Consider the following 26,948-nt stretch of genomic DNA (forward strand, 5'->3'; position numbering starts at 1 on the left):
TCCTCCTCCGTCCTATTGTTTTAGCCTTCCGCTGAACAAATCCGAGCCGATCAGCTTGATGAAAATCGTACTGAGCAATGCGACACTCAAGAATACAATTACACTCAAAGCAGAACCTGCACCGAAATTCTGCTGTTCAAACAGCAGTTTGTAAGCATAGACGCTGATGGATTCCGTCGAGTTGGCTGGACCTCCGCCAGTAAGGACGTAGATAAGGTCGAACACACGGAAAGCATCCAATGCACGGAATAAGACTGCAACTAGGATTGCCGAACGGATCATCGGCAGAGTGATGGAGATGAACTGCTGGAATTTATTTGCCCCGTCCACTTCCGCTGCTTCATAGAGCGAGCGAGGAATGGTCTGCAAGCCAGCTAAAAGTAAAAGTGCCATATACGGTGTCGTTTTCCAAATGTCTGCAAACATGATAGAGAACATACCGCCCGCCCCAGTCGAAAGCAGTGCGCCTGGGTCATCAATGAGACCGAACTGAGCCATATAATGAGCCATGATACCGGACTGGCCATCAAACAGGAAGGTCCACATCATTGCCGCTACCGCTGTCGGAATCGCCCATGGCACGAGTACAGCAGCGCGGACAAGCCCACGTCCAATGAACACACGGTTGATCAGTAAAGCAACAGCTAACCCAATGGCAAGTTCGACACCTACAGTAACGACGGTGAACAATAACGTGTTAAGCATCGCCGTCCATGTACGTCCATCACCAAGGTAAGTTGTATAATTCTTTAACCCAACAAAGTTCGGCTCAAGAATCGAACCTTGCGTATTCGAAAGCTGGGATTCCAGGTCCGTCAGCGGCTGGACAGCTTCCTCAGGAGCACCTTCCCGCAAAGCCTGGACAGCGGCCGTCTGCTCATCCAACGTGTTGGCAAAGCCATCCGCCCACTCCTCGGGCACCTCTGTCAGCCGGAGCTCCTCATCGTTTACAGGCTGGAAATTTTCCAGCATAGTGTTGACTTCTTCATACCGGTCTGCAAGTCCTTCATCGGTATTCAATAATGTTTCATGCTGTTCATCCAATGCTGTTGTGATATCATCCAATGCCCCGCCCGCATCCGGCATCGCTTCTCTGACATCTTCCATTGTGTCGTAAACGAGATATCGGTTATCGGCATAGGTCTCGAGATTGATGCTCAAGGATGAAATCCGCTCTGCTTTGGCCGGGTCATTCAAGCGGTAATCGAACAAGCTGTTCCATGCTGACAACATAATCGGCCAAATGATGATGACGGCAATAAGAATGATAGACGGTGCGACCATCGCGTAACCAAGCTGCCGTTCACTCAGCTGAAACCGTCTTTTTTTCGGTTGCTTCATACACTCAGCTCCTTTAATTGGTTACGGATTCCAACGCAGCTTGCATTTTCGTCTCCATACGCTCTACCGCTTCCTCAGCAGTAATATCTCCTGCCAGCGCACGGGAAAGCTCGATTTGCATGATATCGGAGATTTCTGGATAAATTGGCGTAATCGGGCGCGGTATCGCATTCTGAAGCGAATCGTAGAAATCCTCGCTTGCAAGAACGGCACTGACATCCGTGATCTCTTTATCGTCATACAAAGCTTCCAATGTCGGAGCTTTACCACCTTCGAGTGCGCTGATCTTCTGCCCTTCTTCTCCGCTCATCCATTTCACGAAAGTCCAGGACGCTTCTACTTCATCGGAGTAGCGGTTGATCATCCGCATCCATCCTCCAAGTGATGACGCAGCTCCTTCACTTCCGGCCGGAAGCGTAGCAATGCCGACATTCCCTGCTACCTTTGATATCTCCGGATCATTCGCTGTATCATTCAAATATGGCCAGTTCCTTGCATAGACGGCATTTCCTTCATTGAAAGAAGACTCTGTGTCGATTTCCTGGAAGTTAAGTATATTGTTCGGAACAAAATCACTATTCGTTATGTCGATCATCTTCTGTAAGCCTTCAATTGCTTCAGGGCTGTTAATAACAACGTTTCCATTAGCATCCAATACCTGACCGCCGTAGGAGTAAATATACTCAATGGCATTGGTCACGATGCCCTCATACTGAGCTGCTTGCATAAGATAGCCGAATTCAGTACCTTCCTTCCCCATATTCTCTTGGGCTAATTGTTCCAGCTCATCCCAGGTTTTGGGCACTTGATCGGTTATGTCCGTCCGATAATAAAGCAATCCTGCATCTGCATAACCAGGCATAGCATACTGTCTGCCGTTATATCTGCCTGCCTCTACCGTAGCTGGGAAGTAAGCGTCCATATCCACTTGATCCCGTTCAATCAATCGGTCGAGCGGCAGCACATAGTTTGCCTGGCCGAACTCTGCAGACCAGACAATGTCTGCATCAAATACATCGATTTCCGGGCTTCTGCCGCTGAACATTGTCACATACTGGTTATGGGATTCCCCAGTATCAGATGGCATTTCCCTCACCACCACATCAATGTCCGGGTGCTCCTTTTCGAATGCTTCGACTAGTATATCCGTGGCACCAGTCGTGTCCGTCCCCCTCGCGTATGTAATCTGGACTCTGTCATCACTCGCACCATCTCCGCTCGTCACGGCCGAGCAGCCTGCCAGCCCAATGCCGGCAAGTAAGGCAACCATCAGAAAGCTTCGCTTCATCACAGCTCCTCCTCGCATTTTGGTAAACGCTTTCTTTAGTGCGGTTATCTCATTCCCTCCTTTTTGTAAGATTAAGCCTATCCCCCTAAATTTTGTCTTTTCTGCAGAAGTTATAAAAAGTTTATCATAATATTGCAAACGCTTTCAATAATATTGTATATACAAGTTTCGCCAAAGAAAAAAACACGCCTGTCTCAGACGTGTTCCTTTCCTCTTCCTCATATAGTATGCAACAGCATATCAAGCAAATCATAATTTGCTTGTTTATCCGTCTTTTCATCGAGCATTGTAAGTAGATCCTTCTCAATCAGCTGATTTGCTTTGATTCCGATTGCGTAACCGGACTGGCCCTCCATCAGCATATTCACCGCTTTGACACCCATTTTGTTTGCAAGAATCCGGTCAAATGCAGATGGTTCACCGCCGCGCTGAATGAATCCAAGGACTGTTGTACGTACTTCGATATTCATCTGTTCTTCGATGAATTTCTGGAGTTCATCCAAATCATACATCCGTTCCGTGACAACAATGATATTATCATTCCTGCCCTTGGAAATTTTGTCTTGGAGCTTCTCACAAATCTGTTCGAAGCTAAGTTTATATTCAGGCGTGGAAATGATATCTCCTTCTCCTGCTACAGCAGTGAACAATGCCAGATCGCCGCAATGTCTGCCCATTACTTCCACGATGGTCGTCTTGTTATGCGATAGACCAGTATCCTTGATTCGTCCGATGGAGCTGAGCACTGTATTCAATGTGGTATCGAAACCGATAGAGTAGTCGGTGTAATCCAGATCATTGTCAATCGTTCCCGGAATGCCGATGACTCGGATGCCTAATTCATGCAGCTTTTGTGCACCTTGAAGTGAACCTTCCCCACCGATGACGATAACATCAGCAATACCATAGTTGCGAAGCACTTCCACTGCCTGCTTTCTGCCAGACTCATCCATGAAAGCAAGCGAGCGTGACGTTTTCAAGATTGTTCCGCCTTTATTGGCGATCGTCTCTACATCAGGTGTGCGGATGATAGATAATTTGTCCTCAATCAGACCTTGGTAACCGCCTTCCACACCATAAACTTCAATATCATGATAGTTTGCCGCCTTGACGATTGCCCGTATAGCAGCATTCATACCCGGTGAATCTCCACCGCTAGTTATAACAGCCACTTTATGTAACATCGGTTCACCTCTCCACCATATATGTCTTAGTTTTATTATACAACAAGTTTGGCAGGAAACAGAACAAAGACAGGCATGAAGCCTGCCTCTGTCATACAGAAATGACGAGTTTTCCGATCATGCTGCCATCTTCTAATCGTTTATGTGCTTCCTGCAGATTTTCGACGGTAAGGCCATCGAGCTCTTGTGCCTTCGTTGTACGTATGCGTTCGTCCTCGATCAGTTCTGCTACTTTGGACAGGATCTCGCCTTGCTTATGTCTGCTAGGTGTCTGATGGAGCGTACGTGTAAACATATACTCCCAGACAAGTGTGAGGCTCTTGGACGTCAAATCTGTTAATTTAATACCTTCGACCGGTCCTGTAATAGCGCTTATGATGCCTTCTGGTTTTACGACCTCAATAATGTCATCCCATGCCTTGTCCAGCTGATGCATACAGAAAACATAGTCAACACTTTCAATTCCCAGCTTTTCGAGCTGCGGCTGGAATTGTTCATGATGATTGATTACCCGTTCGGTTCCGTGCTGCTTCGCCCATGTAACTGACTCTTCCCGTGAGGCAGTTCCGACAACATTCAGCCCATACAATTTCGCGAACTGAGATGCAATCGACCCAACACCACCGGCTGCATTGACCAGCAATATCGTCTTGCCTTTATTCGCTTCCTCATCCAGCGGGATATGCATCTTCTCAAACATAGCTTCCCATGCAGTCAATGCCGTCAACGGCAATGCTGCAGCTTCTGCAAAACTGAGATTTGCCGGCTTTTTAGCGATAACCTTATGGTCGACAAGCTGAAATTCACTATTGGATCCTTGACGCGCAACGGACCCTGCATAATAGACTTCGTCTCCCGGCTGGAATCCTTCTACATTCTCTCCGACTTCCTCGATGATTCCCGCTGCATCGAAGCCGAGAATGCGGAATGTACCATCATTCTCTTTCAGCTTGCGCTGTTTTGTATCCACTGGATTGACGCTGACAGCCTTCACTTGGACTAGTACATCCTCACCTGAGGCAGTTGGCTTATCCACCTGTTCTTCTATAAAACTGTCTGCCTGATCCACGGATTTGTTTTTGTATATTCCGATTGCACGCATCTATTTCTCCTCCTCTATTTTTATCTGTTTATGTAAAAGCCGTCGACTTAAGACGGCTTTATACTCACTTCTTCGCTAGGCGCAGTATCGGCTCCAAGGCTTCTGACTTTCCGTAGTGCGGGACAACAGCTGATGGTGCTGCTGCCCACTCGCAAGCATTTCGGATAACAGTCTGCACATTTTTATCATAGTAAGTCGGGTACGTTTCATGACCGGGTCGGAAATAGAATATTTTCCCTTTTCCTCGATTGTACGTGCAGCCGCTGCGGAAAACTTCGCCGCCTTCGAACCAGCTGATGAACAGCGTATGGTCTGGTTCTGGTATATCGAAGTGCTCACCGTACATTTCTTCTTCCGGAAGCTCGAAATACTCACCAAGACCCCTCGTTATCGGATGACTCGGCTGAACCACCCAAATTCGTTCCTTCTCACCATCCTGTCTCCATTTCAGGTCACATGTTGTTCCCATCAGGTTACGGAATATTTTGGAGAAATGGCCGGAATGGAGGACAATCAGCCCCATGCCTGCCAGAACACGCTGCTTCACTCGCTCAATAGAATAGTCATTCACTTCATCATGCGCCTTATGTGCCCACCAGATCAGGACATCCGTTTGGTCCAGCGTCTCTTGGTCCAATCCTTGCTCCGTATCATCAAGTGTCCTTGTCTGTACAGCAAATCCGGCGTCCTCCAGGAATTCGGCAATTGCTCCATGAATGCCTCGGGGATAGATGCTTCTCACCTGGTCGTTTTCCTTCTCATGACGGTATTCGTTCCAAATGGTAACGCGCATAAGATGCTCCTTCTTCCTTTTTTTATCCTATTCCCCATGTTAAGTAGCTACCCGGTTCCCTACTAGATTATGCAGTGAATTTTATTTTACTAATTACATTAGCCCTTTTCCTTTCATCTCCTGCCCAGAGAAAAAGATCCTGCAAAAAATCTGCAGGATCTCATCCAAGAAGTACAGCACCATAGAACAGAGCACCAAGGATAACAAAGGCAGGGTGCACCTTCCATCTCTCCATAAGCAGATAGCTTAGTACAACCAAGATAATCGTATGTATCCAGCCTGCACTTTCATAGGATGTATGGAAAAAACTGATTGCCATCCCAGCCAGAAGCACAGCGATTGTCGGTCGAATATAAGCAGTCATTCTCTTCACACGAGGCGAATCCTTAAACTTCGCTAAAATACTTAACAATCCAATCATTAAAATAAGGGAAGGTGCTACTGTAGCGAACAAACCAATTGCCGCTCCAAGCACACCGGCTTGCTGAAAACCGATCACACCTGCCAGTTTCGTGGCAATCGGACCGGGAAGTGCGTTGGCCAGTGCCAGCATCTGGCTGTAATCAGCTGTTGTCATCCAGCCATATCTATCCACCACTTCATTTTCAATGAGCGGAATGGTAGCTGGACCGCCGCCATATCCGACGATTCCAGGAATGAAGAAGGCAAGGAATATTTGCCAATAAATCATGCTTTATCCTCCTCCTTCCTTTTCTCCGGTATGACAAGTGCAAACAGGAGAAGCGCCAGGATAAGGAATGCTGGATGGATATGAAGCAGTTCAATCAGCACGACAGATGCAGCTAACAAAGCAACGATCTGCCAGCTCTTCAACCCATTACGGGATTTTTTCAGAAAATCCAATGTCATCACTGCCAGCATGACCCCAACTACAGGGATAACGGCTGTTGTCATTCCGCTGAGCCAAGGCTGGTCGCTCAATGCATCGACAAAATAAAATAAAGCGATGAGCAGCACGACTGTCGGAATGACGGTAGCGATTAATGCGCTGATCATACCAATCCAGCCGCCGACTCGATAGCCGATGTAGCCTGCCAGCTTCGTTGCTATCGGACCAGGCAAACTGTTGCCAAGTGCCAGAGTGTTATCGAATTCCTCATCGTCCATCCACTTATACTGTTTGACGACTTCCTTTTCCACAAGCGGGATCGATGCAGGTCCCCCACCGTAACCGAGGATGCCGACACGGAAAAATGCCATAAATAATTGCCAGTAAATCATGTTGTTCAACCTCTCTAATACGAAGCGATACTGCCATCAGCTCTCGCTTCTGTTCCTCCATATAATGTTCCGTTCTCCGGGTCGCGCCAGATGACTTGTCCGCGTCCGAATGTGGATCTATCCGCTTTGACCTCGATATCATGCCCTTTTCGTATCAGTGCCTCTGCAATATGCTTCGGGAAATCGGCTTCCACGTGGAATGTTCTGCCTTTGATCCACTGCCAGCGTGGGGCATCCAGAGCTGTTTGTGGGTTGAGCCCGAAATCAAGCATATTCATGACAACCTGGGCATGCCCCTGCGGCTGCATGAATCCACCCATTACGCCAAAAGGACCGATCGCTTGATCGTCTTTTGTCAAAAAGCCTGGGATGATTGTGTGGAAAGTCTTTTTCCCGCCTTGCAAACTATTGGCGTGCTCAGGATCGAGACTGAAATTATGTCCGCGGTTTTGCAGCGCTATACCTGTACCTGGTACAACAAGTCCGGAACCGAAGCCATGGTAGTTGCTTTGAATGAAGGAAACCATATTTCCATCGCTGTCTGCCGTTGCCAAATACACTGTTCCGCCTGCTTTCGGTTCGCCCGCCTCTGGTTCTTGTGCTGTCTCTCCGATTTCGGCCCGTCTTTTGGCCGCATAAGCATCTGACAGCAATTCCTCCACAGTGACAGGCATATGCTGCTCTTCCGTTATGTATGCATGACCATCAGCGAATGCAAGCTTCATCGCTTCCATTTGCTTATGATACGTATCAATCGATTCTTTTTCCTGGAAAGAGAAGCCTTTCAAAATATTCAAAGCAGAAAGAGCAACCAACCCTTGGCCGTTCGGTGGAATTTCCCACACATCGTAACCGCGGTAATTCACCGAAATTGGTTCAACCCATTCCGGCTCGTAAGCTGCCAAATCCTCTTTCGTCAGGAAGCCGCCATTATCAGCAGAAAATTCCGTCATTTTAGCAGCTAGCTCTCCTTCATAAAAAGCAGCAGCGTCTGTACGTGCTATTTGGCGCAGTGTTTCAGCATGATCAGGAGATCTCCATATGTCACCTATTTTCGGATACTCTCCATTTGGAGCGAATGTATCAAACCAGCCAGTGTACATAGTATCTGTACATGATGTGCTGAACTTTTGGTATGCGCGTTCCCATAGCTTTGCAACTGTCGGCGTTACCGCAAATCCGTTTTCAGCATAGTAGATTGCTGGCTGCAGCACTTCGATTAAAGGGAGCTTCCCGAAGCGCTTGCTGAGGGCAGCCCAACCGCGTGGTGCGCCTGGTACAGTTACCGGGAGGAAGCCATGCAATGGCATTTCTTCGTGTCCAAGTTCTCTCACTTTATCGATACTAATGGATTGGGGTGCTGGACCGCTGGCATTAAGACCATACAGCTTGTCCTTGATCCAAACGAGTGCAAAAGCATCACCGCCTATTCCATTCGAAGTCGGCTCCACAACTGTCAGCATGGCTGCAGTTGCAATCGCGGCATCGACTGCATTGCCGCCCTTTTTCAGCATATCCAGTCCTGCTTGTGCAGCAAGCGGCTGCGATGTGGCTACCATTCCCTGCCTTGCAATAGTCGTCATTCGCTGAGAATGATATGGGTAATACAAATGATCTGTCTTCATTCAGAATCCCCCTTATGTAAGAAGCCCGGAATACCGGGCTTATGACCATCCTAGCAGATGATGGATTGCTTTTGCTACCCCATCAGCTTCATTTGTATCAGTCTGATAGTTTGCGACTTCCTTGACTGCATCCTGGGCATTGCCCATCGCCACGCCGCAACCAACAGCTTCGATCATCTTAATGTCATTGAGGCTGTCGCCCATGGCAATTACCTGCTCCATTTTGATACCAAGCCTGTCGCATACCTTTTGCACTGCTTCTGCTTTATTGATACCTACCGCGTTGACCTCGATGTTTGTCGGACTTGAATTGGATAGCTCCAGTTCATTCTTATCGGATAGTGCTTTGACGATCGCTTCCCGCTTTGCATCATCGAATGTATCAAAGCCGAATTTAAGCCAATCGTATTCCTCCATATTCGCAGGGAAATTACCGCGGAACACATGCTCTGTGCTGACTGCCCAATAATGCGTATCATACTCATCTGCAAGACGTTTCATTTTTTTGATCAAATCATCTTCGATCAATACACGCTCGAGCAGCTCGCCCTCAGCAGTCCATATTTCACTGCCATTTACTGTGACCAGAAAAGATTTCAGTCCAAGATCATCAGCATAAGGTTTACATGTCCGGATACCTCGGCCTGTGCTCAGGATGACATGGACACCTTCTTCCTGCGCGCGTTGTATCGCCTGCCTATTCGCATCCGATACCTCTTCGCGCGGATTGAGCATTGTTCCATCCATATCAAGTGCGATCAGTTTGTATTCCTTCTGTATTACGTTCTCAGCCATCCAATCTCCCCTTTATGTAAATGCTTAGTCCATGTCCATTATAGTATAGTCGTCTTTATTTTTCCTTTCAGACCGATTCCAGTTGGCCAGTAAAGCTGGCAGTACTCGCCAGTCAGAGAAACTCGGTACCCCTTCGAGCTTCCCGCCGAAGTAGACAGGCTGCAGTCCTGCATTTCTGCTCCCAGCTACGTCAACCTCGATATGATCTCCAACGAAAACGGCTTCTGATGCTGCTGCCTCTACTTCTAAGAGTGCCATCTCAAAGATTGCCGGATCCGGCTTTCGCAAGCCGACAGCTTCGGAAATAATCAAGCTTTGGCAATGCCAGTACAAGCCAAGCTGTTCGATCACCTGCTGCTGAAGCAAGGCAGGACCATTCGTGACCAGACCCAATGTATAGGACATACTGAGTTCCTGCAAAGTCTCAAGCGCCTCCGGAAACGCCACCGCGAACTGTGATACCCTTTCAAAATAATCTGCAGTCAATATAGACTCCATGCTTGCATCCAAGGAAAATCGGGTTAATAGCTCCTTATAGACAATCGGCTTCTCCACATAACCGTTTTGATCCAATTCCAGAAATGTTTCTGTAAAATCCGATTCACTGACTCCCGGAAGCTCAGATTGAAATCGCTGAAATTGATCAGCCAAGAACCGCTGTAATGTAGTATGCCTGTCGTGGATTGTTCCATCCAAATCGAAAAGAATTGCTTTCATTCTGTCTCTCCGTTTCTCTTTTTCTCCATCATACGCCTTTTGAGAAAGATTGTCAGTACTCCGCTATACTTACATTAGGAGGTGAGAAAAATGAAAATAACTATCTATCATGAACATCAGGAGCAGACACTGTTATTCCTACATGGAGGCGGTGTTGGTGGCTGGATGTGGAAAAAGCAAATAATGCATTTTAAAGACTACAGATGCGCCGTGGCGGAGTTGGACTTTGAGGCAGCCAACGTCACAATAGAACATCTAGCGAATCAGCTGTTGAAGTGGACAGAAAACAATAAGCGTAACGGTAAGCTAGCTTTAATCGGGTTTTCCATTGGCGCACAGATTGCCTTGCAGATGGTAAGCAAGCGCCCAGATTTGTTCTGTTTTACAATGCTTAACAGCCCGCTTACAATTCCAGTCAATCTACCAAGAAACATTATTCGAGTCGCTGTCAGCTTAACCCATCCATTGATCAAAAATAAAAGTTTTGCAGCTTTGCAGGCGCGCGCCCTCTCTATTTCTGCCGAAGACTTTGATACGTATTACCAGCATAGTTTACAAATATCCTCTATGGCACTCACTAAAATGCTTAAAGAAAATATGCAGTTTGCTATTCCCAAAAATTTCTCTAACATCGAAACCGATATTCTTGTAACGGTAGGTGCAAAGGAAAAGCAAATTATGAAACGATCCGCATCTGAAATAACATACCGTAATTCCTATTGCAGTAGCCTCTTAATTGCTGATATAGGACATGGTTTTCCTGTCGAACAGCCTCTGTTGTTCAACCATCTGCTGCGTCAAAAAATGACCGCCTGTCAATCCTGATTCCGATAATCCCATAAAATACGCCATTCTCCCTTATCCTTTGTTACATAGACATACTGGACAAAGGAAAAGCGCCCGTACTTTCCTTGATAGTTTTGTTGGACTGTATACGAATAGACGTCTCTATAAGTCTTTCCATTTGGTTCTGCCCGCCATTTTTTCTGCTTGTCTCCCTTTTCTATTTCAAATGAAAAAGTGTCTGCACCAAAATGACTCATAAATACATGCGAACGGTCTGACACATAATCCTTAAGCGGAAATCGAGTCTGCAGATCCTTATGCAGCAAGCCCCAGGATGAAGAAAATTCACCCTTCTGTTCTAACGTATAAAAATCTTCCACAGCCTTTTTAGCTTGATTGGGAGAAGTGTTTTTCAGAAAGAGGGCAAACAGACAAAGCAGCAGCATACTTAACAAGCATATAGCCATCAGTTGCTTACGTTTGATTCTCCGGTAATGACGCATAAACCAAGCCCCCTTTAGGACTAGCTTATTCACTACCCGCAGGAGGTAGTATGAAAAAATGAATGCGACAGAAGTCTTCGGTCAGTGAAAAATCCAAACTCAGATAAATCCTCAATTAAGAATTTATCTGAGTTTGGATTTATTATTTTCAAAAAAGTATGGATGGTCTTCCCTTAAACTTATTGCTTCTGCATTTTACCGAAGGATTCATTGGTTGCATAAAACCCGCTGCCTTTACCGGTATACCGTGACAGCTCCTCTTCTTCCTCCTCCGTTGCTTCCCCTCTGATGCTAAGGAAGTAGAGAAAACTCACATCCATCTCTTTATCCTCTGCACTGCCTTCTGGGCCGGGGTGAAGGTCACGGAGTTCATCAGCATCAGCCTCCATACCCCATTTTATATGGTTGTATAGGTTCTCGAATGTCCTTTCTGCATCTGGAGTAATATTCTCCGCCATAAACTCCTGTTTCACTTGTTCCAGATTATGCGTTCGAATATATTCGATAAACTCTTTTCCATCACCATACTGAAAGAACTCTCCCCAAATAGTTGGTGTCTGCTCTCCTAATTGGAACAGCATCAAATACTTGATTTCGAAACGCTCTCTTTCCTCCGCATGGCGCTCCCCGCGCTCAGAAGCATCTTCGGTAATTTCTCCTTCAAAGAAATCCATACAAAACTTCTTGTATTCGCCTTCAAATTGACGCATCACTTCCCATAGACGATGGATTTCCTTATCAAATAATTCCTTGCTGCGAAAAATGGACGCCAGCATGAAGAAGCGGAATAAACCCCGGAAATGCGTATTGATCTTTTTCTGACTCCAATCATAATGCTCCTTACGAAAGGCATCATTGATCTTATCCAAATAGTCGAAATCCAATGCTTGTCTCAGCCTGTCAAAATGTTCTTCATCTACCAATTCTGTCGGGCGCACCTTTAAGGTATCGTACTGCAGCTTCAGCTGTTCCCGGTGCCGTTTGGAATTCTGCATAGGGCGTTTACGCGCTCCCGTATTGTAAAATACAGCTATCCCTACAAGTATGAGGACAACTGCTATCCCTATAATCGTAACAATTCCATCCATCTCTTCTCCTCCTGCCCATGACAAATAGAGCTGACTCACTCGTCAGCTCTATTATGATTCCTTTAGCTTTGCAATACACGCAGCAGCTCTTGATTGAATTTTTCTTTCTCATCGAACATCAGTCCATGGCCGCTATTTTCAAAAGGTATAATTGTTGAATTAACAATTCCGCCTATTGTTTCATTAGCAAAATCGAATGGACAGATTTCGTCCCTCTGGCCATGGAAGATATATGTCGGAGTACTGATATGAACAAGCTCATCGCGCAAATCTTCATCACGAAGCGCCTCCATTGCTTGAATCGTACCATGACTGCTAGCTTCCAGACCAAGGTGGAAGAACCATTCCAGGAATGGATCAGAATGTTCCTGTGCGAAGAACATATCACTGAAGTCCTCCAGCGTTTTCGGGCGATCTGCTTGCAGCTGCGCAATCATGTCATCCGCTTCTTCTTTCTTCATGCCAAACGGATAAGCATCGCGCTGTGTGAACACTGGTAATGCAGCCGACAATAGCAGCAATTTGTCCACTTTGGCAAGACCGTATTTATTCATATAACGGACAGCAATCGGACCTCCCATCGAAAAGCCGGCCAAAACAAAGCGGTCCAGTCCAAGATGCTCAATTACTGCGTGCACCGCTTCAGCTTGTGCATCATACGTATAGGTGTTCCATGGTTTGTCTGATTTGCCGAATCCAAGCAAATCAATACCAATAAACCGATAGCCGTGCTTCGGCAGCTCATTCATTTGATACTCGAACATCTTGTGATTTACCGGCCAGCCATGAAGAAAGACAACTGGGATGCCTGCGCCAATATCTTCTGCGAAAATGTTATATCCTGATTCTGTTTTGATGATATGTCCCATTGTTATCTCCCCTTGCGGTTATAGTCTTGTTCTCTTGGTTCTTTCTTTTCTCTTGTTCTCAATTCACGGAATAAGAAAAATGCCCCAACTACACCTGAAAGAATAGTGAGCAGAAGAAATAGCGTATTGGTTGTAAATGCAAAGATTAGTAGGAAGACAAGCGCCAGGATGAAAAATCCAAAATAGCCTGCTATCTTCATACATCTCACTCCTTCCAACTTATGTTTTATGTTCTTGCTTTTATATACCCATTAGCTGCCAGTTTTAAGCAAAAGAAAAAAGCATGCCTCCCGTGCATGCTTAATGTGTGTGCAAAACAGTGCCTTCCGGTCCTATCAAGCTTATCTCCAATTCAATTTCCCTGTTGATATCATCCTCTAAGTCATGAGCCTCCACGACCTCCGCAGCTTCTCCCTTCACATCTTCCCAAACAGTATGCATTCCGTGATCAACTTCCTCTCCCTCGTTCTGGATGCGCAAGGTGATAATGCCTTCCGGCTGAAAACCAACTCCAAGCACTTCGTACGTATCATAAACAGCCAGTTCCTCAACTGCTGTATCGTTCACTTCCTCCAGTGCATGACGAATCATCTCTTCGTGGACATCATTATAGGGGACAGGGTGGGTGGATCGGTCAGTGAAGAAAAAGAGCAGGCCAGCTATCACCATTGTCCCCGCCAGAGCGAGACGCAATCCAAGGCTTCGTTTCATCAGCATACCTCCATTCCTTGCTACTATATGCAGCAAGCTATGGAAACTTGTCCATAGAAAAAAGGAGTACGCCTCCAAGCGCACTCCTTTCATTAATTTATTTATCTTCTTCTCTGCGTTTCCGTTTGAACGGCCACCAGTTCAGCTCACCAAGTGTCGTAGCTACTGCCGGGATAAGCAGCGGCAGTATCACAAGTCCATACAATAACAGACCGATGATAATGACTGTCGCAACTTCCAGAAGCGTCAAGACACCAGATGGCATCATGGCAGCGAATGTACCCGCCAAGATTATAGCTGCGGTAATGATAACTCCACCCATTTTCTTCATCGAGTGAATCATGCCTGCCTGCAAATCACCACGCGCTTCTTCTGTGAAGCGGTCGAGCAGGAAGATCGAGTAATCCACTCCAAGCGATATCAAGATAACGAAGCTGAAGAATGGGACAGCCCAACTCACACCCGCATAATCCAAACCGTTGACAAAGATCAATTCGGTAATAGAGATAGCTGTATAGTAGGTTAGCAGCAAGGATCCAATCATGTAAGCCGGAATGACCATAGAACGGAACAGTAAAGTCAGGATGATGAATAATCCGATCATCATGATGACCATTGTCCGTGAAAGGTCAGATGTAGATAGATCCTCCAGGTCGGCGTTGGTGCTTGTTACTCCTCCATAAACGATCTCTGCATTTTCATAAGGTGTGTCCTTCACTTCTGCATCGACACGGTCCTTAATTGTCTGCAATGTTTGAATCGCTTCCTCGGAATATGGATCTGCATCCAATACAACATCAAGTGTTACACCTTCTCCATCACGGAAGGCATACGTATCGATACTTTCCTGGAAGTCACCCTCCAAGGCATCCTCCGGAATATACATACCAGTCTCGCGGACTGTCTCGCTGTCGCTGATATCACGCAATGTATCAGATGCAGTTGTCAGTCCATCTGATACTTGTGTTAGCCCTTCGTTTGCAGAGCCGACGCCATCTGCAAGCTGCTGCAGCGTTTCAGTCAATGTACCAACCTGCTCCTGCTGACCTTGCAGCTGCGTATCAGCTTGTTCCAGACCTGATTGTATCTGTGCGAGCTGCTCGCTAATACCTGCGAGCTGAGCAGATGCTTGCTGGATATTACCTGTTTGCTGTAATTGGCCAGTTACTTGCTGCAATGCAGTATTGACTTGGCCAAGACCTTCTGTTGCATCAGATAGGCCGCCACCGCTTGATGAACCAGCACCGCCTGCCTGACCAGAAATTTGGTTCAGACCATCCTGTACTTGCGTCAGGCCATCCTGCACTTCTCCGATTCCATCAACAGCATCATTGATGCCATCCGCAATTTGACCAGTTTGGGAATCTACATACAAATCATCGATCTTCTCACCCGTTGGCTGTGTTGCTGTGCGGACCTTTTCCACACCATCAATCTTGCTGATTGCATCACTCAAATTATCAAGGTATGGCAGCGTGTTTGCTGTTGTCAGGTTTTCATCATCATTGATGACAACCTGTATCGGCATAGCTTCTCCTTTTCCGATAGCGTCTCCGATAGCATTAAGCCCTTTGATGGAACTATAATCACTGCTGATTTCTTCCGTTGAGTTAAAGGAAACTTGTTCATCATACGTGAGCACGAACGGCACTGTGATTGCTGCTGTGATTGCCAGGAACAGCACCGGTCTTGCAACCGAATGGCGTCCAAGGAAATGCCATAGTTTGTTGTCTCCGTGAGAGGCAGCTTTTTTGGAAGGCCAAAATAGTTTCTCACCAAGCGTTACCATGAACAGCGGCAGCACTGTCACAAGGACGATCAATAAAACTGCGACCCCTACAGCAACTCCCACTGCAGATTGGAAGATAGCAAACTTCGCAAAGAAGATAGATGCAAATCCTACAAACACTGCAATGGCACTGATGAATAGTGTACGTCCAGCTGTCCGATATGCCGTAATGGTAGCTTCGACTTTATCATGCCCATTAGCAAGCTCCTCCCGGAAACGGCTGAGCAGCAGAATGCAATAGTCAGTACCGATACCGAATAAAATCGCAACCAGGAATGTCTGGGTGAACGTTGAAATCGGGAAGTCCAACGTGTCCACTAAAATAGCCAGAATTCCCTGGCTGATCAAGTATGTAATACCTACTGTGATCAATGGAACGAATGGTGTCACGATCGAACGGAACACGATCAAGAGCAAAGCTACGATAATGAAAACTGTAATCAGCTCTGTCTTCTTCAAACCTTCTTCAGATGTATTGGCAAAATCTTGGTTGATCAGTGATGCACCCGTTACATATGCCGTAGCATCTTCAGGTACCGTATCATAAATCTCATCTGCTATTCTTTCCACTTCTTCATCCGATCCTTCGACCGTTACCGGCATCATGACCGTCTTTTTATCTTCGGATGTCATTTGATCCTGTATCTCTTGATTATCTGTCAGCGGTGTTGTAATCTCACTGACACCGTCAATTTGTTCGACTTTATCGATGACCCCCTGAATCATGTCCTCGCTCTCTTGATCCAAGGCCTCGTCAAGCTCGAACACGACACTTATGGAATTACTATTTCCCCCGGCATCTTCTAATATATCGCTAGCGCGTATGGAGACCGCATCTTCCGGAAGCTGTGTCTGTCCTTTATCTGATGCCAGCTGGGTCAGATTCGGTGAAAAAATCGTCAATCCAACCGCGAGCAGGATAACTGCAATCGCGATGACCCATTTGAAACGAATGATTGTCCTCAATTTTCCTTCTCCCCTTTTTTAAGCTGTTCTTTTACATCTGTAAAAATCCGGATGAATGCTTCTACATCTTCATCCTTAATATGCTCGAAAAGCCCGCAGAACCTATCATAGATGGCTTCCTCCGCTTGTTTCAGGATCTTTTCCCCATTCTCTGTAATTTGCACAAACTTCGTCCGCTTATCCCCTTCTGAATCGACCCATTCTACCCAGCCCTTCTCATGCAGTTTTTTCAGACGATTGGAAATCGCACTCTTATGTACTTGCTGCACGATAGCCAAGTGACCAGGCGAAGAAGCTCCATACAAGCTCAAGATTTTTATCAAACCAACCTGCTGTGGCGATACCTCCTTGAACACGTCATATGCAGAGCCTTTCTTATGGAACAATTCGGTTGCCATGAATGACACCTCATTGAAGAGATCAATTGCTTCTTTCAATTTATCCAAAATGGTTTACCCCCTATACCAATTCAGTTTATACCCTAAACTATTAGCAGTCAAACCTTTTACTATCTAAAAATATTATGTAATTAAGAAAAAGTCATGACAATAAGAAATGGGCAATTATAGGCAGCAAGCCATGAAGAGAGGATTTCGGAGATAACTTGAGCTGGCAGATGGATCAGGTTATCATCGGCTCAACCCGGAAGTGGTCCAAAACGGGCGGACCGATAAATGACGTCTGCACGGATTGCCGGGGCGTCGTCACAGTCGACAGCCAAACGAGCAGCATCACGGAGAACGTTGAATATTATGCACTCGGTCATATAAGCGAGTTTGTCCAGCACCTTCCATATACAATCGCTTCACAATCAGCCAGCACCTTTGTTTGAGATGAAGGACGATGAGAATGTTCAATATAAAAAAGGCGGCCTGCTTCATGCAGCCGCCCTTTTTATTTTTTTGCTGGAGTTCCTTGATGGAATAACATCCGCCAGCCGCCCGGCTGATAACGCCAAATGGAGCTTCGCAGCTGCTCTCTTCCCGATCCTGCGTCACGGGTACGAAATGTAGCCAGAACTGTGTCTTCAGACAATATCCGTACATCGAAATCCCTTATATCCAAATCAACTGAATCCAATCCATTTGTGACAATATCATTTTTACGGAATGATTGACCGGATGATCCGTGTTCCAAAAAGTCTTCTGTCAGTAAATTGCCGACAGCGTCTGTCGATAGTCTCGTGTCATCTTCCAGCAGGGATCTTTCTAATTGCAAAATTGTCTCTTTCACTTGCAGCTGTTCATCCATCTCGACTCGCCTCGCTTTTTATCTTAATTATATCTTTACGTCCATTCTATGAAAAGGGTTTCAAAATACAACAAAAAAGACCTGCTGACCATATTTGTATACATTTATGAAAACTGGTACAGTATTTAAAAGATGGGGTGACAAGATGGAATTGAAAAGAACACCGCTCGTTGCGGCACTATTGAGCTTTCTATTCGCTGGCTTGGGTCAGTTTTATAACCAACAGAATTTGAAAGGGACTATCTTCATCCTGATCAATCTGATCAACTTGTTCCTGATGTGGTTTGTTGTTGGTCTGTTCACGTTTTTCATTTTCTGGATCTATAATATCTATGACGCCTATAAAATGGCAAAACGCGCGAATATGAAGCTCGCCCGTCAGAGCGGAAAAGTCGAGCCTTCGCCTAACTAAAACAGCTGCCCTACTTAGGCAGCTGCTTTCATATTGATACAAGCGCCTTATAAAACTCCTCATACGACTGGGCTTCTAACAGTTTCTGAACATGCTCCGGCTCCTCGATGATGCGCACCAGCTGCTGATACATACCGGTAAAATCCTCATCGCTTTCCTTTTCGATACATAACAGACACACAAACCGTACTTGCTTACCGGACCAGTCGATTGGTTTTTTTAAGGTGCAGATCACCCACAAGGTCTCTTCCACTCTCGCTTCAATCGGATGCGGTACTGCTACAAAATTTCCAAAGCTGGTTGGCGCCATAGACTCTCTCTCATATACAGCAGCAAGAAAATCCTCGCCAACCTTTCCATCCGTTTGCAGCACCTCAGTCAAATAAGCCAGAACTTCCTCCTTGCTCTCTAGATCCTGCTGCAGGTATACATAAGCAGGATTAATATAGCGGATCTGCTGACCGAAATGCAGGTAAGCTTCCAGCTTTGAAATTGCTTCTTTATCCAGAATGACGGGGACGAGAATAACCGGTAATGGTGTGACAGCCGATTCAATTGGAATTGTACTGATTATCAAGTCAGCTTCCCATTCTTTTTCGCGAAGCAAGCGATAATATTCGATTGTATCAATGATATCCAACTTGTCCGGAAAAAGTGATTGCAGCTTATATCGAAGCAGCTGTGCACTGCCTGCGCCAGATGCACAAACTAACAAACATCTGATTTTCCGCCCTGTTTGCTTGCTTCGTTCTAAGGCAGCACCGATATGCAGCGCCAAGTAACCGATTTCCTCCTCTGCCAGCTGAATGCCGACCTCTTTTTCTACAGCACAAGAACCGATAACAGCAGCCTCAAATGCAAGCGGATAATGCCGTTTAATATCCTCAAGCAGCGGGTTGTGTACATTCATGCCATACAGGTGTCGATGCACAGCAGGCTTAAGATGCAAACTCAAGCCACGCAGCAGCTCTTGGTCAAGCCTGAGATCTAATCCCGTCTTATCATATATCCTCGCTACAATTGCTGCTGCCAAGTCCGGCATCCCCATGTGACCATCCAATTTACTTTTGGATACATAATCTGTTCCCATCAGATGAATCGTCATATAAGCTACTTCAACCTGCGGGAAAAACAGATGAAGCTCTGCCTCCAGCATAGCGGTAAGCTGGGCTGCTTCCCGGAAGGCCGGCTGCTGGATGATATCCTGCATGGCATCAGGGGCAAGCTCCACATATTGTTCATCCTTGATCCGCCGGCAGGCAATCGCTATATGCGTAACCAAGTTCTGCACTGCTACATCCGACAGTATCAATTGATTTTCCGTCACAAACTTATGCACAATATCATGCACGTAGCGAATCTCCGCTTCAGAGATAATGCTATCCGGTAAACTGTACGCTTTATGCCAACCGGCCTGCTTCGAGAAAAATGCAGACAGGAAATACCGTCTCTCTGTCTCTGTTCCAGCAATACGAATACCGTACTTCGGCTTTTTCTCCAGATCCAGCCCCGATTGCTGTAATAAAGAGCGCACTTGTTTAAGATCGTTCTGCACTGTCGGAAAACTGACAAAACAAGCTTGTGCCAGGTCTTCCATCTTGATAAAGCCATCTGCTAAAAGCAACAGCTGCATAAGATGATTCACTCTTTCTGCAGGTGTTTCTACCCGCGTATACAGACGCTCCTGCTTTACTCGGATAGTTTCCTGCAAGTACTGCTGAAAGAGCTTTTCCTCTATGACCATCAGCCGATAGCCCTGCCCTCGTATCGATTCGATTTTGGCATAGTCCGCCGGCAGTTCCTGCTGCAGCAGCTTGATATCAGAACGCACTGTCCTTTCAGAAACAGCCAGCTTCCTTGCCAGTTCATCCGCTGTCAGCGTTCGCGATTCAGATGACAGGAAAGTCAATACTTCCAACAGCCTTGGTTGCAGCATTCAGATTCACCCCCATATCCTCCATGCCTATGCAAAAAAGGCGATCAAATGACCGCCCAGCTTTAAACTGACCCTCTAGCTGCTGCCTGTCTGGCCAGCTCCTCCTGCAAATAAATGATCTCTTCCGCTAATTCCCGTACTGTCATGGCATTCATCAAGTGATCCTGCGCATGCACCATCAAGAGAGTCAAGGTCGTCTGTTCACCACCTGCCTCGGCAGTGATAAGTTCCGTCTGGATATGATGCGCCTGATTGATCGCTTCTTTGCTAGCCTGGATTTTCTGTTTCGCTTCCTCAAATGCATGCTGTCTGGCCAGTATCATTGCTTCCATCGCATAGCTTCGGCCATCACCGCCATGCAGTATCAACTGAAATGCTTTCTCTTCTATATTCATCACGTTCCTCCTTTTTACCTGCTCACCGGATCTGTGCCGTCTTCTGACGCTGCCACTTCACGCTGTCTTGCTTCCTCTTCCTTAAGCTGGTTTTTCTCAAGAGCGCGGAAGAACGGATAATAGATAACCATCGCAATCGCTAAGTTGATCAGCTGAATAACAGCACCTGAGATTTTCCCTCCTGTAGCCAGGTAACCCGAGATAAATGGCGGCATGGTCCAAGGAACAACAATTCCTGCTGGTTTAGCCACCAGACCTGTGCTCATCCCGATGTATGTGGTGATGACCATTACGAGCGGGACAGTGATGAACGGTATGATCATAATCGGATTCAGTACAATCGGAAGACCGAAAACGACTGGTTCGTTAATATTGAAGATCGCTGGACCTGTTGCTAGTTTACCCAGCTGTCTATTTTGCTTAAGCTTCGCCCGCCAAATCATGATCAAAACCAAACCGATCGTCGACCCTGATCCACCAACATGAATGAACACTTCAAAGAATTGAGCTGTAAAAATGTGCGGCAGTTCTGTGCCAGCAGCAAATGCTGTGGCGTTTTCAGCTGTCGCCTTCAGCCAAATCGGGGACATGATTCCGCCGACGATATTGGCACCATGCAGACCGCACACCCAAAGCAGCACGATCATCAATTCTGCGACAAAGCTGCCGATGAAGGAGGAACCGACGAGCGTAAGCGGTGATCCAATAACAGTTGCAATCAAATTATGGATATCACCGAACGATGTTGCTTCTACAAGCAAACGAATAAGCCAAACAAGGATGATGACAGCAAAACCTGGAATAAGTGCAATGAATGACCGCGCCACAGCCGGCGGTACGCCATCTGGCATGCGGATGACAATATTCTTTTTAACTATGAATCGATACACCTCGGTAGCTAGCATTGCCACCAGCATTCCGACGAACAAGCCGCCGCTGCCCAGTAAGGAAACCGGCACGAAATTGGCAGTAGCTTCTCCAACTTGGAAAGGACTGTAAGGTGTTGCAAGCAAGAATGCAGATAGCGCAATTGCTCCTGAAGACAGCGGATCCACGCCATCTGATTCATATGCTTGCGCCAGTCGGTACGCGATACCGAAACAAGCAAATAACGCCATAACATCAAAGGTTACATTAACAGGATATTGCAGCTTCGTACTCCATGACTCCCCAAAAATACCAGCCATGAAATCGGCGTATCCCGGAATCGGCAAGTTACCTAGAATAAGGAAGAGTGATCCGACAATGATCAATGGCATTGTCAGGATGATACCATCCCGCAGCGCTACCAGATGCCGCTGTGCTGCAACTCTACCAGCAATCGGCATTACCTTCATCTCAAGAAAATCATTGAACCGGCTCATCTAGCTCACCCCTTCTTCGCAAATAGCGATTCAGCATGATGAAGCACATTCTTTCCATTTCCAGTACCATAATCGACACTATTGATTACATCAACCGGAATACCGCGCTCTTCTCCTAGTTTTTTCATCTGTGGCAGCATGTAGCGTACTTGCGGACCAAGCAACAATACGTCAGCCTGTGCAATATGTTTTTTCGCCTGATCGGCAGATACAGCTTGAATATTGTACGTTTTCGATTCTGCTACTGCTGTTTTCTCCATTTTTGAGACAAGCAGACTAGTAGACATTCCTGCGGCACATACGAGTAAGATATTCATTTTTCTACCCCCTTCGGTTCTTACTCTCAATATACGATGAAAGCGTTTACATTTCCTGCTATTCTTTTGCCGTATCACAACGGAAACTTGTTTAAGTACAGGAAGCCGGCATGCATGCTGCATCCCGGCTCTGCCCTATAATACTTTTATATTCAATAGTCCTGCCAATTCCTTACGCAAACCATCCAGTTCCTCGATGCCTTTAAAGTTGGCAATCAAGCCTTGGATGAGCAGCTTTTTCGGCTCTTTTTTCTGCATCTCTTCCTGAATCAGTTCAACAACTCCTTGCAGCTCCTGCACATCCTGGACATCTGCATCAAGGGTTAGAATAACAACCTGCATCCGTTCTAACACCTGTTTTACTTCCCGCTCCTTCATCTCTTTCTCGAAAATGGAAGCTGAAACTGGTGTTGCATCTGTCACAAGTGGTTCAGCTTTCCTTTTCAAAAGACCTTCCACCATATCATCCATTCGTTCGAGAATATAAGAAGCTGTCTTGTCCAGATCCAAGATCAGCCCATGAAGAAGCATATCACCGATGATTTGTGCAAGAATCCCTTCCTGCATCATTCTTAAATCCTTTAAATACGGTTTGCTTTCTTCTCCGTATACTTCAAGCAAATCAAGCTCTGTCTTACGCCTTCCCTTTTCCATTTCCTCCAGGAAAAACAATTCCATCTCTTTCCCTATATCGGAATCGATATCGTGACGCTGCATTACGATGAAATTTCCGCGTTTGACGAGTTCACGCATCATGGTTGCCAGACGCAGCTTTGCTTTCTCCCGGCTGTCCAAATCCAGCTGATCGACTTTTCCGATCTCTTTCGTTATCAAACGGATATGATAGCGAAGGATTTCTGCCATCAGCTCTTCCTTGGATTTGAAGTAAAGGTAAAATGCCCCCTTGGAAAGCTTGCTCGCGACTGCAATCTCTTGAATGCTTGCAGCATGATAGCCCTTTTTGGCAATAATCTCAGTTGCTCGTTCAATTATTGTGATTTTTTTCTCCTGCATATTGCCTTTCCTTTCGACTGACCGGTCGGTCATAAGTGTGTTAAGAGACTGTGAATAATATATGAATTCTTAGAATTAAGCTGTAATTAAGCTATTGAACTTCCTTATATCCTTGATATAATTGTTGCATTGTGATGTGGTTGCCTATATAGTATAGAGGACTAATGACCAGTCGGTCAAATGGAGAGTAAAGGAGCTGGACCGTGAGAAAGTTTATCAACTTTTCTTTGAAAAATAAGGTTGCCGTATGGTTACTTACCATCATGGTTGTCGTGACAGGTATTTATGCTGGAACAAATATGAAACTGGAAACACTTCCGGATATCAGTGTACCAGTCCTCACCGTAACAACTACATATCCTGGCGCACCGCCAGAGGAAGTCATGGAAAATGTAACAGAACCAATTGAGCAAGCTGTCCAAAGCTTGGATGGCATAGAGAATGTAAGCTCTACATCGATGCAGAATGCATCAACTATCCAGTTGGAATACGCCTATTCCAAAAATCTGGATGATGCAGAAACGGAAGTAAAGGAAGCACTTGAGAATGTACAGCTTCCAGAGGATGCAGAAGAACCAGAAGCTGCACAAATCAATTTGAATTCCTTCCCTGTCATCACACTTAGTGCTTCTAATAGCAATCAAACAATAGAAGAACTGACACAGACTGTCGAATCCGATCTCCAGCCAGCACTGGAAGGAATTGAAGGTGCCGCTTCTGTTGGCATCTCTGGACAGCAGCTGCAGGAAGTTCAAATCACTTACGATGAAGATGCTCTGGCAGAAAATGGTTTGACACAGGATACTGTCGGTCAAGTCATCCAGAACAGCAGTGATTCTTACCCGCTCGGCTTGTACCAATTCGGTAACAGCGAGAAAAACGTTGCTGTAGATGGCAACATTGTCACACTTGATGATTTGCGTAACTTGGAAATTCCGGTTACAGGCAGTGCAAGTGCACAACAGGCACAAGGCGGCCAGGAAGCGGCTGCAGGTCAAAGCCCTCAGGCAGCTGCAGGCGGTCAAGCTGATGCTGCAGCACAAGCAGCTCAGGCTGCACAAGCTCCGACTGAACTTCCAACCGTCCAGCTGCAGGATGTAGCTGAAGTGGAAGTAGTCGGTGAAGTAGAATCTATTTCCCGTACAAATGGCGAAGATTCCATCGGGATTGACATTACGAAAGATCCAAACGCCAATACAGTAGAAGTTGTTAATGCAGTAAAAGAAGAAATCAAGCAGTTTGAAGATGATCATGAAGGTATGACCATCACGTCAACAATGGACCAAGGTGCACCAATCGAAGATTCTGTCCACACGATGGTGAACAAAGCACTCTTCGGTGCCATTTTCGCTGTGATTATCATTCTCCTGTTCCTGCGGAATATCCGTTCTACAATCATTTCTATCATTTCGATTCCATTATCGATTTTGATTGGTCTGATTTTCCTATATGAAATGGATATCAGCTTGAACATCATGACATTGGGTGCCATCACCGTTGCCATCGGCCGGGTAATTGATGACTCGATTGTTGTTGTAGAAAATATCTACCGACGCATGTCCTTGGCAGATGAGAAACTGCGCGGCAAAGACTTGATCATTGATGCAACACGTGAAATGTTCGTCCCGATTCTATCCTCTACTGTTGTAACAGTAGCAGTATTCCTTCCTCTTGGATTAGTTGAAGGACAAATCGGAGAATTGTTCCTGCCATTCGCATTAGCTGTCGTATTCGCTTTGCTGGCATCCTTGCTCGTTGCGGTTACCGTTGTACCGATGGTGGCACATACATTGTTCCGCAAACGATTGGATCGCGGCACTAGCGAAGAAGATGCAAAAAATTATGTACACAAAGAAGAAAAACCAAGCAAACTGGCGAATTTCTACAAGCGAGTCTTGAATTGGAGCTTGTCGCATAAAATCATCACTTTCGTTATTGCGCTTGTTTTACTAATCGGAAGTCTGTTCTTAGTTCCTTCGATTGGCGTCAGCTTTATTCCTAGTACCGGCGAGAATATGGTCGTTGCGTCTTATTCACCTGAACCAGGTCAAACACGCGAAGACATTCAGGAAGTTGCTGACCAAGCCGAGGATATGCTGCTAGATCGCAACGGCGTTGAGACGTTGCAGTATACAATCAGCAGCGGAGGTAATCCGCTCTCAGGTTCAACCGGAGATTCAGCCCTCTTCTATTTAGGCTATAGCGATGATTATGAAGATATCCAAAGCGAGACAGAAGCAGTCGTCGATGATCTGCAAGCCTTGACAGACCAAGGTGAGTGGGGATCCATCGACATGACGGGCACAAGCAGCAACACAACACAATATTACATCTACGGTGATAACGTAGAAGATATTCAAACTGCGTCTCAGCAGGTCATTGATCTAATTGAAAATGACAATAACTTTACTAACGTGGATTCTGATGCTTCTGAGCAATATGACAAATATACAATTGTAGCCAACCAGGAAGAACTGGCTCAGTTAGGTTTGACAGCAGCTCAAGTCACGGCTCAGCTGTCCAACATTGGCAGCCAGCCGTCAATCGCTACTATTCAAAATGATGATGGCGAAGCACTGGATGTTTATGTGCAAGTAGCAAACGAATCTTTCGAGGATAAAGAAGATCTGGAAAATACAACGATCCAAACTTCACTCGGAACAGAAGTGGCTCTGAACGAAATTGCTGAAATCGAAGACGGTCAGTCTCCGAATACATTGCAGCGACGTGATGAAAAACTTTACGGTTCTGTATCTGCTGATATTACAAGCGATGATATCGCAACTGCTACTAGCGGTTTGCAAGAAGAGATTGATAACCTTGAATTGCCTGATGGCGTAAGCATCGATCAGGGCGGGGTTTCTGAACAGATTAATGAATCGTTCAGCCAGCTTGGTCTTGCAATCCTGGCAGCGATTGCGATTGTATACTTCGTACTAGTATTAACATTCGGCGGAGCACTGGCACCGTTTGCTATCCTATTCTCCCTGCCGTTCACAGTCATTGGTGCGTTGGTAGGATTGCTCATCGGCGGCGAGACAATCAGTGTTTCCTCCCTTATCGGGGTGCTTATGCTGATCGGTATCGTTGTAACGAACGCCATCGTTCTAGTTGATCGTATCATTCATAAGGAAAAAGAAGGCATTCCGACTCGCGAAGCGATTCTCGAAGCCGGTGTAACTCGTCTTCGTCCGATACTGATGACAGCCATTGCTACAATCGGTGCACTTGCACCACTTGCTTTCGGCTTCGAAGGCGGCGGTTCCGTTCTTATCTCGAAAGGACTTGGAATCACTGTAATGGGCGGTCTTATCAGTTCTACCTTGCTGACACTTGTTATCGTACCTATCGTGTATGAAGCAACAACACGCTTCAGCCTGCAAGAGCATCATAAAGCAGAGCGCCAGCGCCGCAAGGAAAGAAAACGAGCGAAGAAAGCAGCTAAGGAATAAAACAAGAA

General features: G+C 46.0%; 27 protein-coding genes. 4 read left to right on the top strand and 23 right to left on the bottom strand.

Going from position 1 to position 26,948, the window contains the following annotated elements; translation table 11 throughout:
* Nucleotides 1–12: 12 nt before the first annotated feature.
* From ABXS78_RS13540 to ABXS78_RS13585, 10 genes are all read right to left on the bottom strand, one after another.
* Complete coding sequence (locus ABXS78_RS13540; protein ID WP_366247634.1) at nucleotides 13–1,341, bottom strand: sugar ABC transporter permease; 1,329 nt, start codon at nucleotides 1,339–1,341, stop codon at nucleotides 13–15.
* Nucleotides 1,342–1,354: 13 nt separating this feature from the next.
* Nucleotides 1,355–2,629: an ABC transporter substrate-binding protein gene (locus tag ABXS78_RS13545; RefSeq protein WP_366247635.1), complete on the bottom strand. Its 1,275-nt coding sequence runs from the start codon at nucleotides 2,627–2,629 to the stop codon at nucleotides 1,355–1,357.
* Between the two features lie 218 nt (nucleotides 2,630–2,847).
* Nucleotides 2,848–3,813: a 6-phosphofructokinase gene (gene pfkA, locus ABXS78_RS13550; RefSeq protein ID WP_366247636.1), complete on the bottom strand. Its 966-nt coding sequence runs from the start codon at nucleotides 3,811–3,813 to the stop codon at nucleotides 2,848–2,850.
* A 91-nt stretch (nucleotides 3,814–3,904) separates the two neighbouring features.
* Nucleotides 3,905–4,915, bottom strand: coding sequence for a zinc-binding alcohol dehydrogenase family protein (locus ABXS78_RS13555; protein WP_366247637.1), 1,011 nt, complete (start codon nucleotides 4,913–4,915; stop codon nucleotides 3,905–3,907).
* A 64-nt stretch (nucleotides 4,916–4,979) separates the two neighbouring features.
* Nucleotides 4,980–5,708 (bottom strand): ThuA domain-containing protein, encoded by a 729-nt coding sequence (locus tag ABXS78_RS13560; protein WP_366247638.1) that lies wholly within the window; start codon nucleotides 5,706–5,708, stop codon nucleotides 4,980–4,982.
* 160 nt (nucleotides 5,709–5,868) lie between these two features.
* Nucleotides 5,869–6,399: a chromate transporter gene (locus ABXS78_RS13565; protein ID WP_366247639.1), complete on the bottom strand. Its 531-nt coding sequence runs from the start codon at nucleotides 6,397–6,399 to the stop codon at nucleotides 5,869–5,871.
* Nucleotides 6,396–6,950 (bottom strand): chromate transporter, encoded by a 555-nt coding sequence (locus tag ABXS78_RS13570; RefSeq protein WP_366247640.1) that lies wholly within the window; start codon nucleotides 6,948–6,950, stop codon nucleotides 6,396–6,398. Before ABXS78_RS13570 ends, ABXS78_RS13565 begins: the two co-directional genes overlap by 4 nt.
* A gap of 14 nt (nucleotides 6,951–6,964) precedes the next feature.
* Nucleotides 6,965–8,575, bottom strand: a complete 1,611-nt coding sequence (gene ggt, locus ABXS78_RS13575) for a gamma-glutamyltransferase (protein ID WP_366247641.1) — start codon at nucleotides 8,573–8,575, stop codon at nucleotides 6,965–6,967.
* A 39-nt stretch (nucleotides 8,576–8,614) separates the two neighbouring features.
* Nucleotides 8,615–9,370 carry a Cof-type HAD-IIB family hydrolase gene (locus ABXS78_RS13580; RefSeq protein WP_366247642.1) on the bottom strand — a complete coding sequence of 252 codons (756 nt, stop codon included), beginning with the start codon at nucleotides 9,368–9,370 and terminating at the stop codon, nucleotides 8,615–8,617.
* A gap of 24 nt (nucleotides 9,371–9,394) precedes the next feature.
* Complete coding sequence (locus tag ABXS78_RS13585) at nucleotides 9,395–10,087, bottom strand: HAD family hydrolase (protein ID WP_366247643.1); 693 nt, start codon at nucleotides 10,085–10,087, stop codon at nucleotides 9,395–9,397.
* A gap of 90 nt (nucleotides 10,088–10,177) precedes the next feature.
* Here ABXS78_RS13585 and ABXS78_RS13590 point away from each other — a divergent pair, with 90 nt between their 5' ends.
* The gene (locus ABXS78_RS13590) at nucleotides 10,178–10,912 is read left to right on the top strand and encodes an alpha/beta hydrolase (protein ID WP_366247644.1); all 735 of its coding nucleotides are present in this window, start codon (nucleotides 10,178–10,180) and stop codon (nucleotides 10,910–10,912) included.
* Here ABXS78_RS13590 and ABXS78_RS13595 read toward each other — a convergent pair.
* The 7 genes from ABXS78_RS13595 to ABXS78_RS13625 form a co-directional block, all read right to left on the bottom strand.
* The gene (locus ABXS78_RS13595) at nucleotides 10,903–11,376 is read right to left on the bottom strand and encodes a hypothetical protein (RefSeq protein WP_366247645.1); all 474 of its coding nucleotides are present in this window, start codon (nucleotides 11,374–11,376) and stop codon (nucleotides 10,903–10,905) included. The genes ABXS78_RS13590 and ABXS78_RS13595 overlap by 10 nt on opposite strands.
* A 179-nt stretch (nucleotides 11,377–11,555) precedes the next feature.
* A complete protein-coding gene (locus ABXS78_RS13600; RefSeq protein WP_366247646.1) occupies nucleotides 11,556–12,464 on the bottom strand; it encodes a hypothetical protein in 909 nt (302 codons plus the stop codon).
* Nucleotides 12,465–12,526: 62 nt separating this feature from the next.
* Nucleotides 12,527–13,333, bottom strand: coding sequence for an alpha/beta hydrolase (locus tag ABXS78_RS13605; protein WP_366247647.1), 807 nt, complete (start codon nucleotides 13,331–13,333; stop codon nucleotides 12,527–12,529).
* Between the two features lie 2 nt (nucleotides 13,334–13,335).
* Complete coding sequence (locus ABXS78_RS13610; RefSeq protein ID WP_366247648.1) at nucleotides 13,336–13,533, bottom strand: hypothetical protein; 198 nt, start codon at nucleotides 13,531–13,533, stop codon at nucleotides 13,336–13,338.
* 100 nt (nucleotides 13,534–13,633) lie between these two features.
* Nucleotides 13,634–14,044, bottom strand: coding sequence for a hypothetical protein (locus ABXS78_RS13615; protein WP_366247649.1), 411 nt, complete (start codon nucleotides 14,042–14,044; stop codon nucleotides 13,634–13,636).
* 97 nt (nucleotides 14,045–14,141) lie between these two features.
* On the bottom strand, nucleotides 14,142–16,799 hold the full coding sequence (locus ABXS78_RS13620; RefSeq protein ID WP_366247650.1) for an MMPL family transporter: 2,658 nt from the start codon (nucleotides 16,797–16,799) through the stop codon (nucleotides 14,142–14,144).
* Nucleotides 16,796–17,245 carry a MarR family transcriptional regulator gene (locus ABXS78_RS13625; RefSeq protein WP_366247651.1) on the bottom strand — a complete coding sequence of 150 codons (450 nt, stop codon included), beginning with the start codon at nucleotides 17,243–17,245 and terminating at the stop codon, nucleotides 16,796–16,798. Before ABXS78_RS13625 ends, ABXS78_RS13620 begins: the two co-directional genes overlap by 4 nt.
* Nucleotides 17,246–17,415: 170 nt before the next feature.
* On the opposite strand from ABXS78_RS13625, the gene ABXS78_RS13630 reads away from it, so the two are divergent.
* The gene (locus tag ABXS78_RS13630) at nucleotides 17,416–17,631 is read left to right on the top strand and encodes a hypothetical protein (RefSeq protein WP_366247652.1); all 216 of its coding nucleotides are present in this window, start codon (nucleotides 17,416–17,418) and stop codon (nucleotides 17,629–17,631) included.
* A 62-nt stretch (nucleotides 17,632–17,693) separates the two neighbouring features.
* Here ABXS78_RS13630 and ABXS78_RS13635 read toward each other — a convergent pair whose 3' ends face one another.
* Nucleotides 17,694–18,050, bottom strand: a complete 357-nt coding sequence (locus ABXS78_RS13635; protein WP_366247653.1) for a DUF4440 domain-containing protein — start codon at nucleotides 18,048–18,050, stop codon at nucleotides 17,694–17,696.
* Nucleotides 18,051–18,195: 145 nt separating this feature from the next.
* Here ABXS78_RS13635 and ABXS78_RS13640 point away from each other — a divergent pair, with 145 nt between their 5' ends.
* The gene (locus ABXS78_RS13640; RefSeq protein ID WP_366247654.1) at nucleotides 18,196–18,462 is read left to right on the top strand and encodes a hypothetical protein; all 267 of its coding nucleotides are present in this window, start codon (nucleotides 18,196–18,198) and stop codon (nucleotides 18,460–18,462) included.
* Between the two features lie 28 nt (nucleotides 18,463–18,490).
* On the opposite strand, the gene ABXS78_RS13645 is transcribed toward ABXS78_RS13640, so the two are convergent.
* The 5 genes from ABXS78_RS13645 to ABXS78_RS13665 form a co-directional block, all read right to left on the bottom strand.
* Nucleotides 18,491–20,398 (bottom strand): BglG family transcription antiterminator, encoded by a 1,908-nt coding sequence (locus tag ABXS78_RS13645; protein ID WP_366247655.1) that lies wholly within the window; start codon nucleotides 20,396–20,398, stop codon nucleotides 18,491–18,493.
* Nucleotides 20,399–20,460: 62 nt separating this feature from the next.
* Nucleotides 20,461–20,793, bottom strand: a complete 333-nt coding sequence (locus tag ABXS78_RS13650) for a PTS lactose/cellobiose transporter subunit IIA (protein WP_095224199.1) — start codon at nucleotides 20,791–20,793, stop codon at nucleotides 20,461–20,463.
* A 14-nt stretch (nucleotides 20,794–20,807) separates the two neighbouring features.
* Nucleotides 20,808–22,157 (bottom strand): PTS cellobiose transporter subunit IIC, encoded by a 1,350-nt coding sequence (gene celB / locus ABXS78_RS13655; protein WP_095224200.1) that lies wholly within the window; start codon nucleotides 22,155–22,157, stop codon nucleotides 20,808–20,810.
* Nucleotides 22,158–22,162: 5 nt separating this feature from the next.
* On the bottom strand, nucleotides 22,163–22,474 hold the full coding sequence (locus tag ABXS78_RS13660; protein ID WP_095224201.1) for a PTS sugar transporter subunit IIB: 312 nt from the start codon (nucleotides 22,472–22,474) through the stop codon (nucleotides 22,163–22,165).
* Nucleotides 22,475–22,609: 135 nt separating this feature from the next.
* On the bottom strand, nucleotides 22,610–23,488 hold the full coding sequence (locus tag ABXS78_RS13665; protein ID WP_366247656.1) for a helix-turn-helix domain-containing protein: 879 nt from the start codon (nucleotides 23,486–23,488) through the stop codon (nucleotides 22,610–22,612).
* A gap of 203 nt (nucleotides 23,489–23,691) precedes the next feature.
* On the opposite strand from ABXS78_RS13665, the gene ABXS78_RS13670 reads away from it, so the two are divergent.
* Nucleotides 23,692–26,940 (top strand): efflux RND transporter permease subunit, encoded by a 3,249-nt coding sequence (locus tag ABXS78_RS13670; RefSeq protein WP_366247658.1) that lies wholly within the window; start codon nucleotides 23,692–23,694, stop codon nucleotides 26,938–26,940.
* Nucleotides 26,941–26,948: the final 8 nt, after the last annotated feature.

This window comes from Terribacillus aidingensis (assembly GCF_040703035.1).
GTDB lineage: Bacteria > Bacillota > Bacilli > Bacillales > Amphibacillaceae > Terribacillus.

What these genes read in the sequence shown, in the direction of transcription:
- ABXS78_RS13540 (WP_366247634.1), bottom strand. Translation starts at nt 1,341, where the DNA reads ATGAAGCAACCGAAAAAAAGACGGTTTCAGCTGAGTGAACGGCAGCTT.
- ABXS78_RS13545 (WP_366247635.1), bottom strand. Translation starts at nt 2,629, where the DNA reads ATGAAGCGAAGCTTTCTGATGGTTGCCTTACTTGCCGGCATTGGGCTG.
- pfkA (WP_366247636.1), bottom strand. Translation starts at nt 3,813, where the DNA reads ATGTTACATAAAGTGGCTGTTATAACTAGCGGTGGAGATTCACCGGGT.
- ABXS78_RS13555 (WP_366247637.1), bottom strand. Translation starts at nt 4,915, where the DNA reads ATGCGTGCAATCGGAATATACAAAAACAAATCCGTGGATCAGGCAGAC.
- ABXS78_RS13560 (WP_366247638.1), bottom strand. Translation starts at nt 5,708, where the DNA reads ATGCGCGTTACCATTTGGAACGAATACCGTCATGAGAAGGAAAACGAC.
- ABXS78_RS13565 (WP_366247639.1), bottom strand. Translation starts at nt 6,399, where the DNA reads ATGATTTATTGGCAAATATTCCTTGCCTTCTTCATTCCTGGAATCGTC.
- ABXS78_RS13570 (WP_366247640.1), bottom strand. Translation starts at nt 6,950, where the DNA reads ATGATTTACTGGCAATTATTTATGGCATTTTTCCGTGTCGGCATCCTC.
- ggt (WP_366247641.1), bottom strand. Translation starts at nt 8,575, where the DNA reads ATGAAGACAGATCATTTGTATTACCCATATCATTCTCAGCGAATGACG.
- ABXS78_RS13580 (WP_366247642.1), bottom strand. Translation starts at nt 9,370, where the DNA reads ATGGCTGAGAACGTAATACAGAAGGAATACAAACTGATCGCACTTGAT.
- ABXS78_RS13585 (WP_366247643.1), bottom strand. Translation starts at nt 10,087, where the DNA reads ATGAAAGCAATTCTTTTCGATTTGGATGGAACAATCCACGACAGGCAT.
- ABXS78_RS13590 (WP_366247644.1), top strand. Translation starts at nt 10,178, where the DNA reads ATGAAAATAACTATCTATCATGAACATCAGGAGCAGACACTGTTATTC.
- ABXS78_RS13595 (WP_366247645.1), bottom strand. Translation starts at nt 11,376, where the DNA reads ATGCGTCATTACCGGAGAATCAAACGTAAGCAACTGATGGCTATATGC.
- ABXS78_RS13600 (WP_366247646.1), bottom strand. Translation starts at nt 12,464, where the DNA reads ATGGATGGAATTGTTACGATTATAGGGATAGCAGTTGTCCTCATACTT.
- ABXS78_RS13605 (WP_366247647.1), bottom strand. Translation starts at nt 13,333, where the DNA reads ATGGGACATATCATCAAAACAGAATCAGGATATAACATTTTCGCAGAA.
- ABXS78_RS13610 (WP_366247648.1), bottom strand. Translation starts at nt 13,533, where the DNA reads ATGAAGATAGCAGGCTATTTTGGATTTTTCATCCTGGCGCTTGTCTTC.
- ABXS78_RS13615 (WP_366247649.1), bottom strand. Translation starts at nt 14,044, where the DNA reads ATGAAACGAAGCCTTGGATTGCGTCTCGCTCTGGCGGGGACAATGGTG.
- ABXS78_RS13630 (WP_366247652.1), top strand. Translation starts at nt 17,416, where the DNA reads ATGGATCAGGTTATCATCGGCTCAACCCGGAAGTGGTCCAAAACGGGC.
- ABXS78_RS13635 (WP_366247653.1), bottom strand. Translation starts at nt 18,050, where the DNA reads ATGGATGAACAGCTGCAAGTGAAAGAGACAATTTTGCAATTAGAAAGA.
- ABXS78_RS13640 (WP_366247654.1), top strand. Translation starts at nt 18,196, where the DNA reads ATGGAATTGAAAAGAACACCGCTCGTTGCGGCACTATTGAGCTTTCTA.
- ABXS78_RS13645 (WP_366247655.1), bottom strand. Translation starts at nt 20,398, where the DNA reads ATGCTGCAACCAAGGCTGTTGGAAGTATTGACTTTCCTGTCATCTGAA.
- ABXS78_RS13650 (WP_095224199.1), bottom strand. Translation starts at nt 20,793, where the DNA reads ATGAATATAGAAGAGAAAGCATTTCAGTTGATACTGCATGGCGGTGAT.
- celB (WP_095224200.1), bottom strand. Translation starts at nt 22,157, where the DNA reads ATGAGCCGGTTCAATGATTTTCTTGAGATGAAGGTAATGCCGATTGCT.
- ABXS78_RS13660 (WP_095224201.1), bottom strand. Translation starts at nt 22,474, where the DNA reads ATGAATATCTTACTCGTATGTGCCGCAGGAATGTCTACTAGTCTGCTT.
- ABXS78_RS13665 (WP_366247656.1), bottom strand. Translation starts at nt 23,488, where the DNA reads ATGCAGGAGAAAAAAATCACAATAATTGAACGAGCAACTGAGATTATT.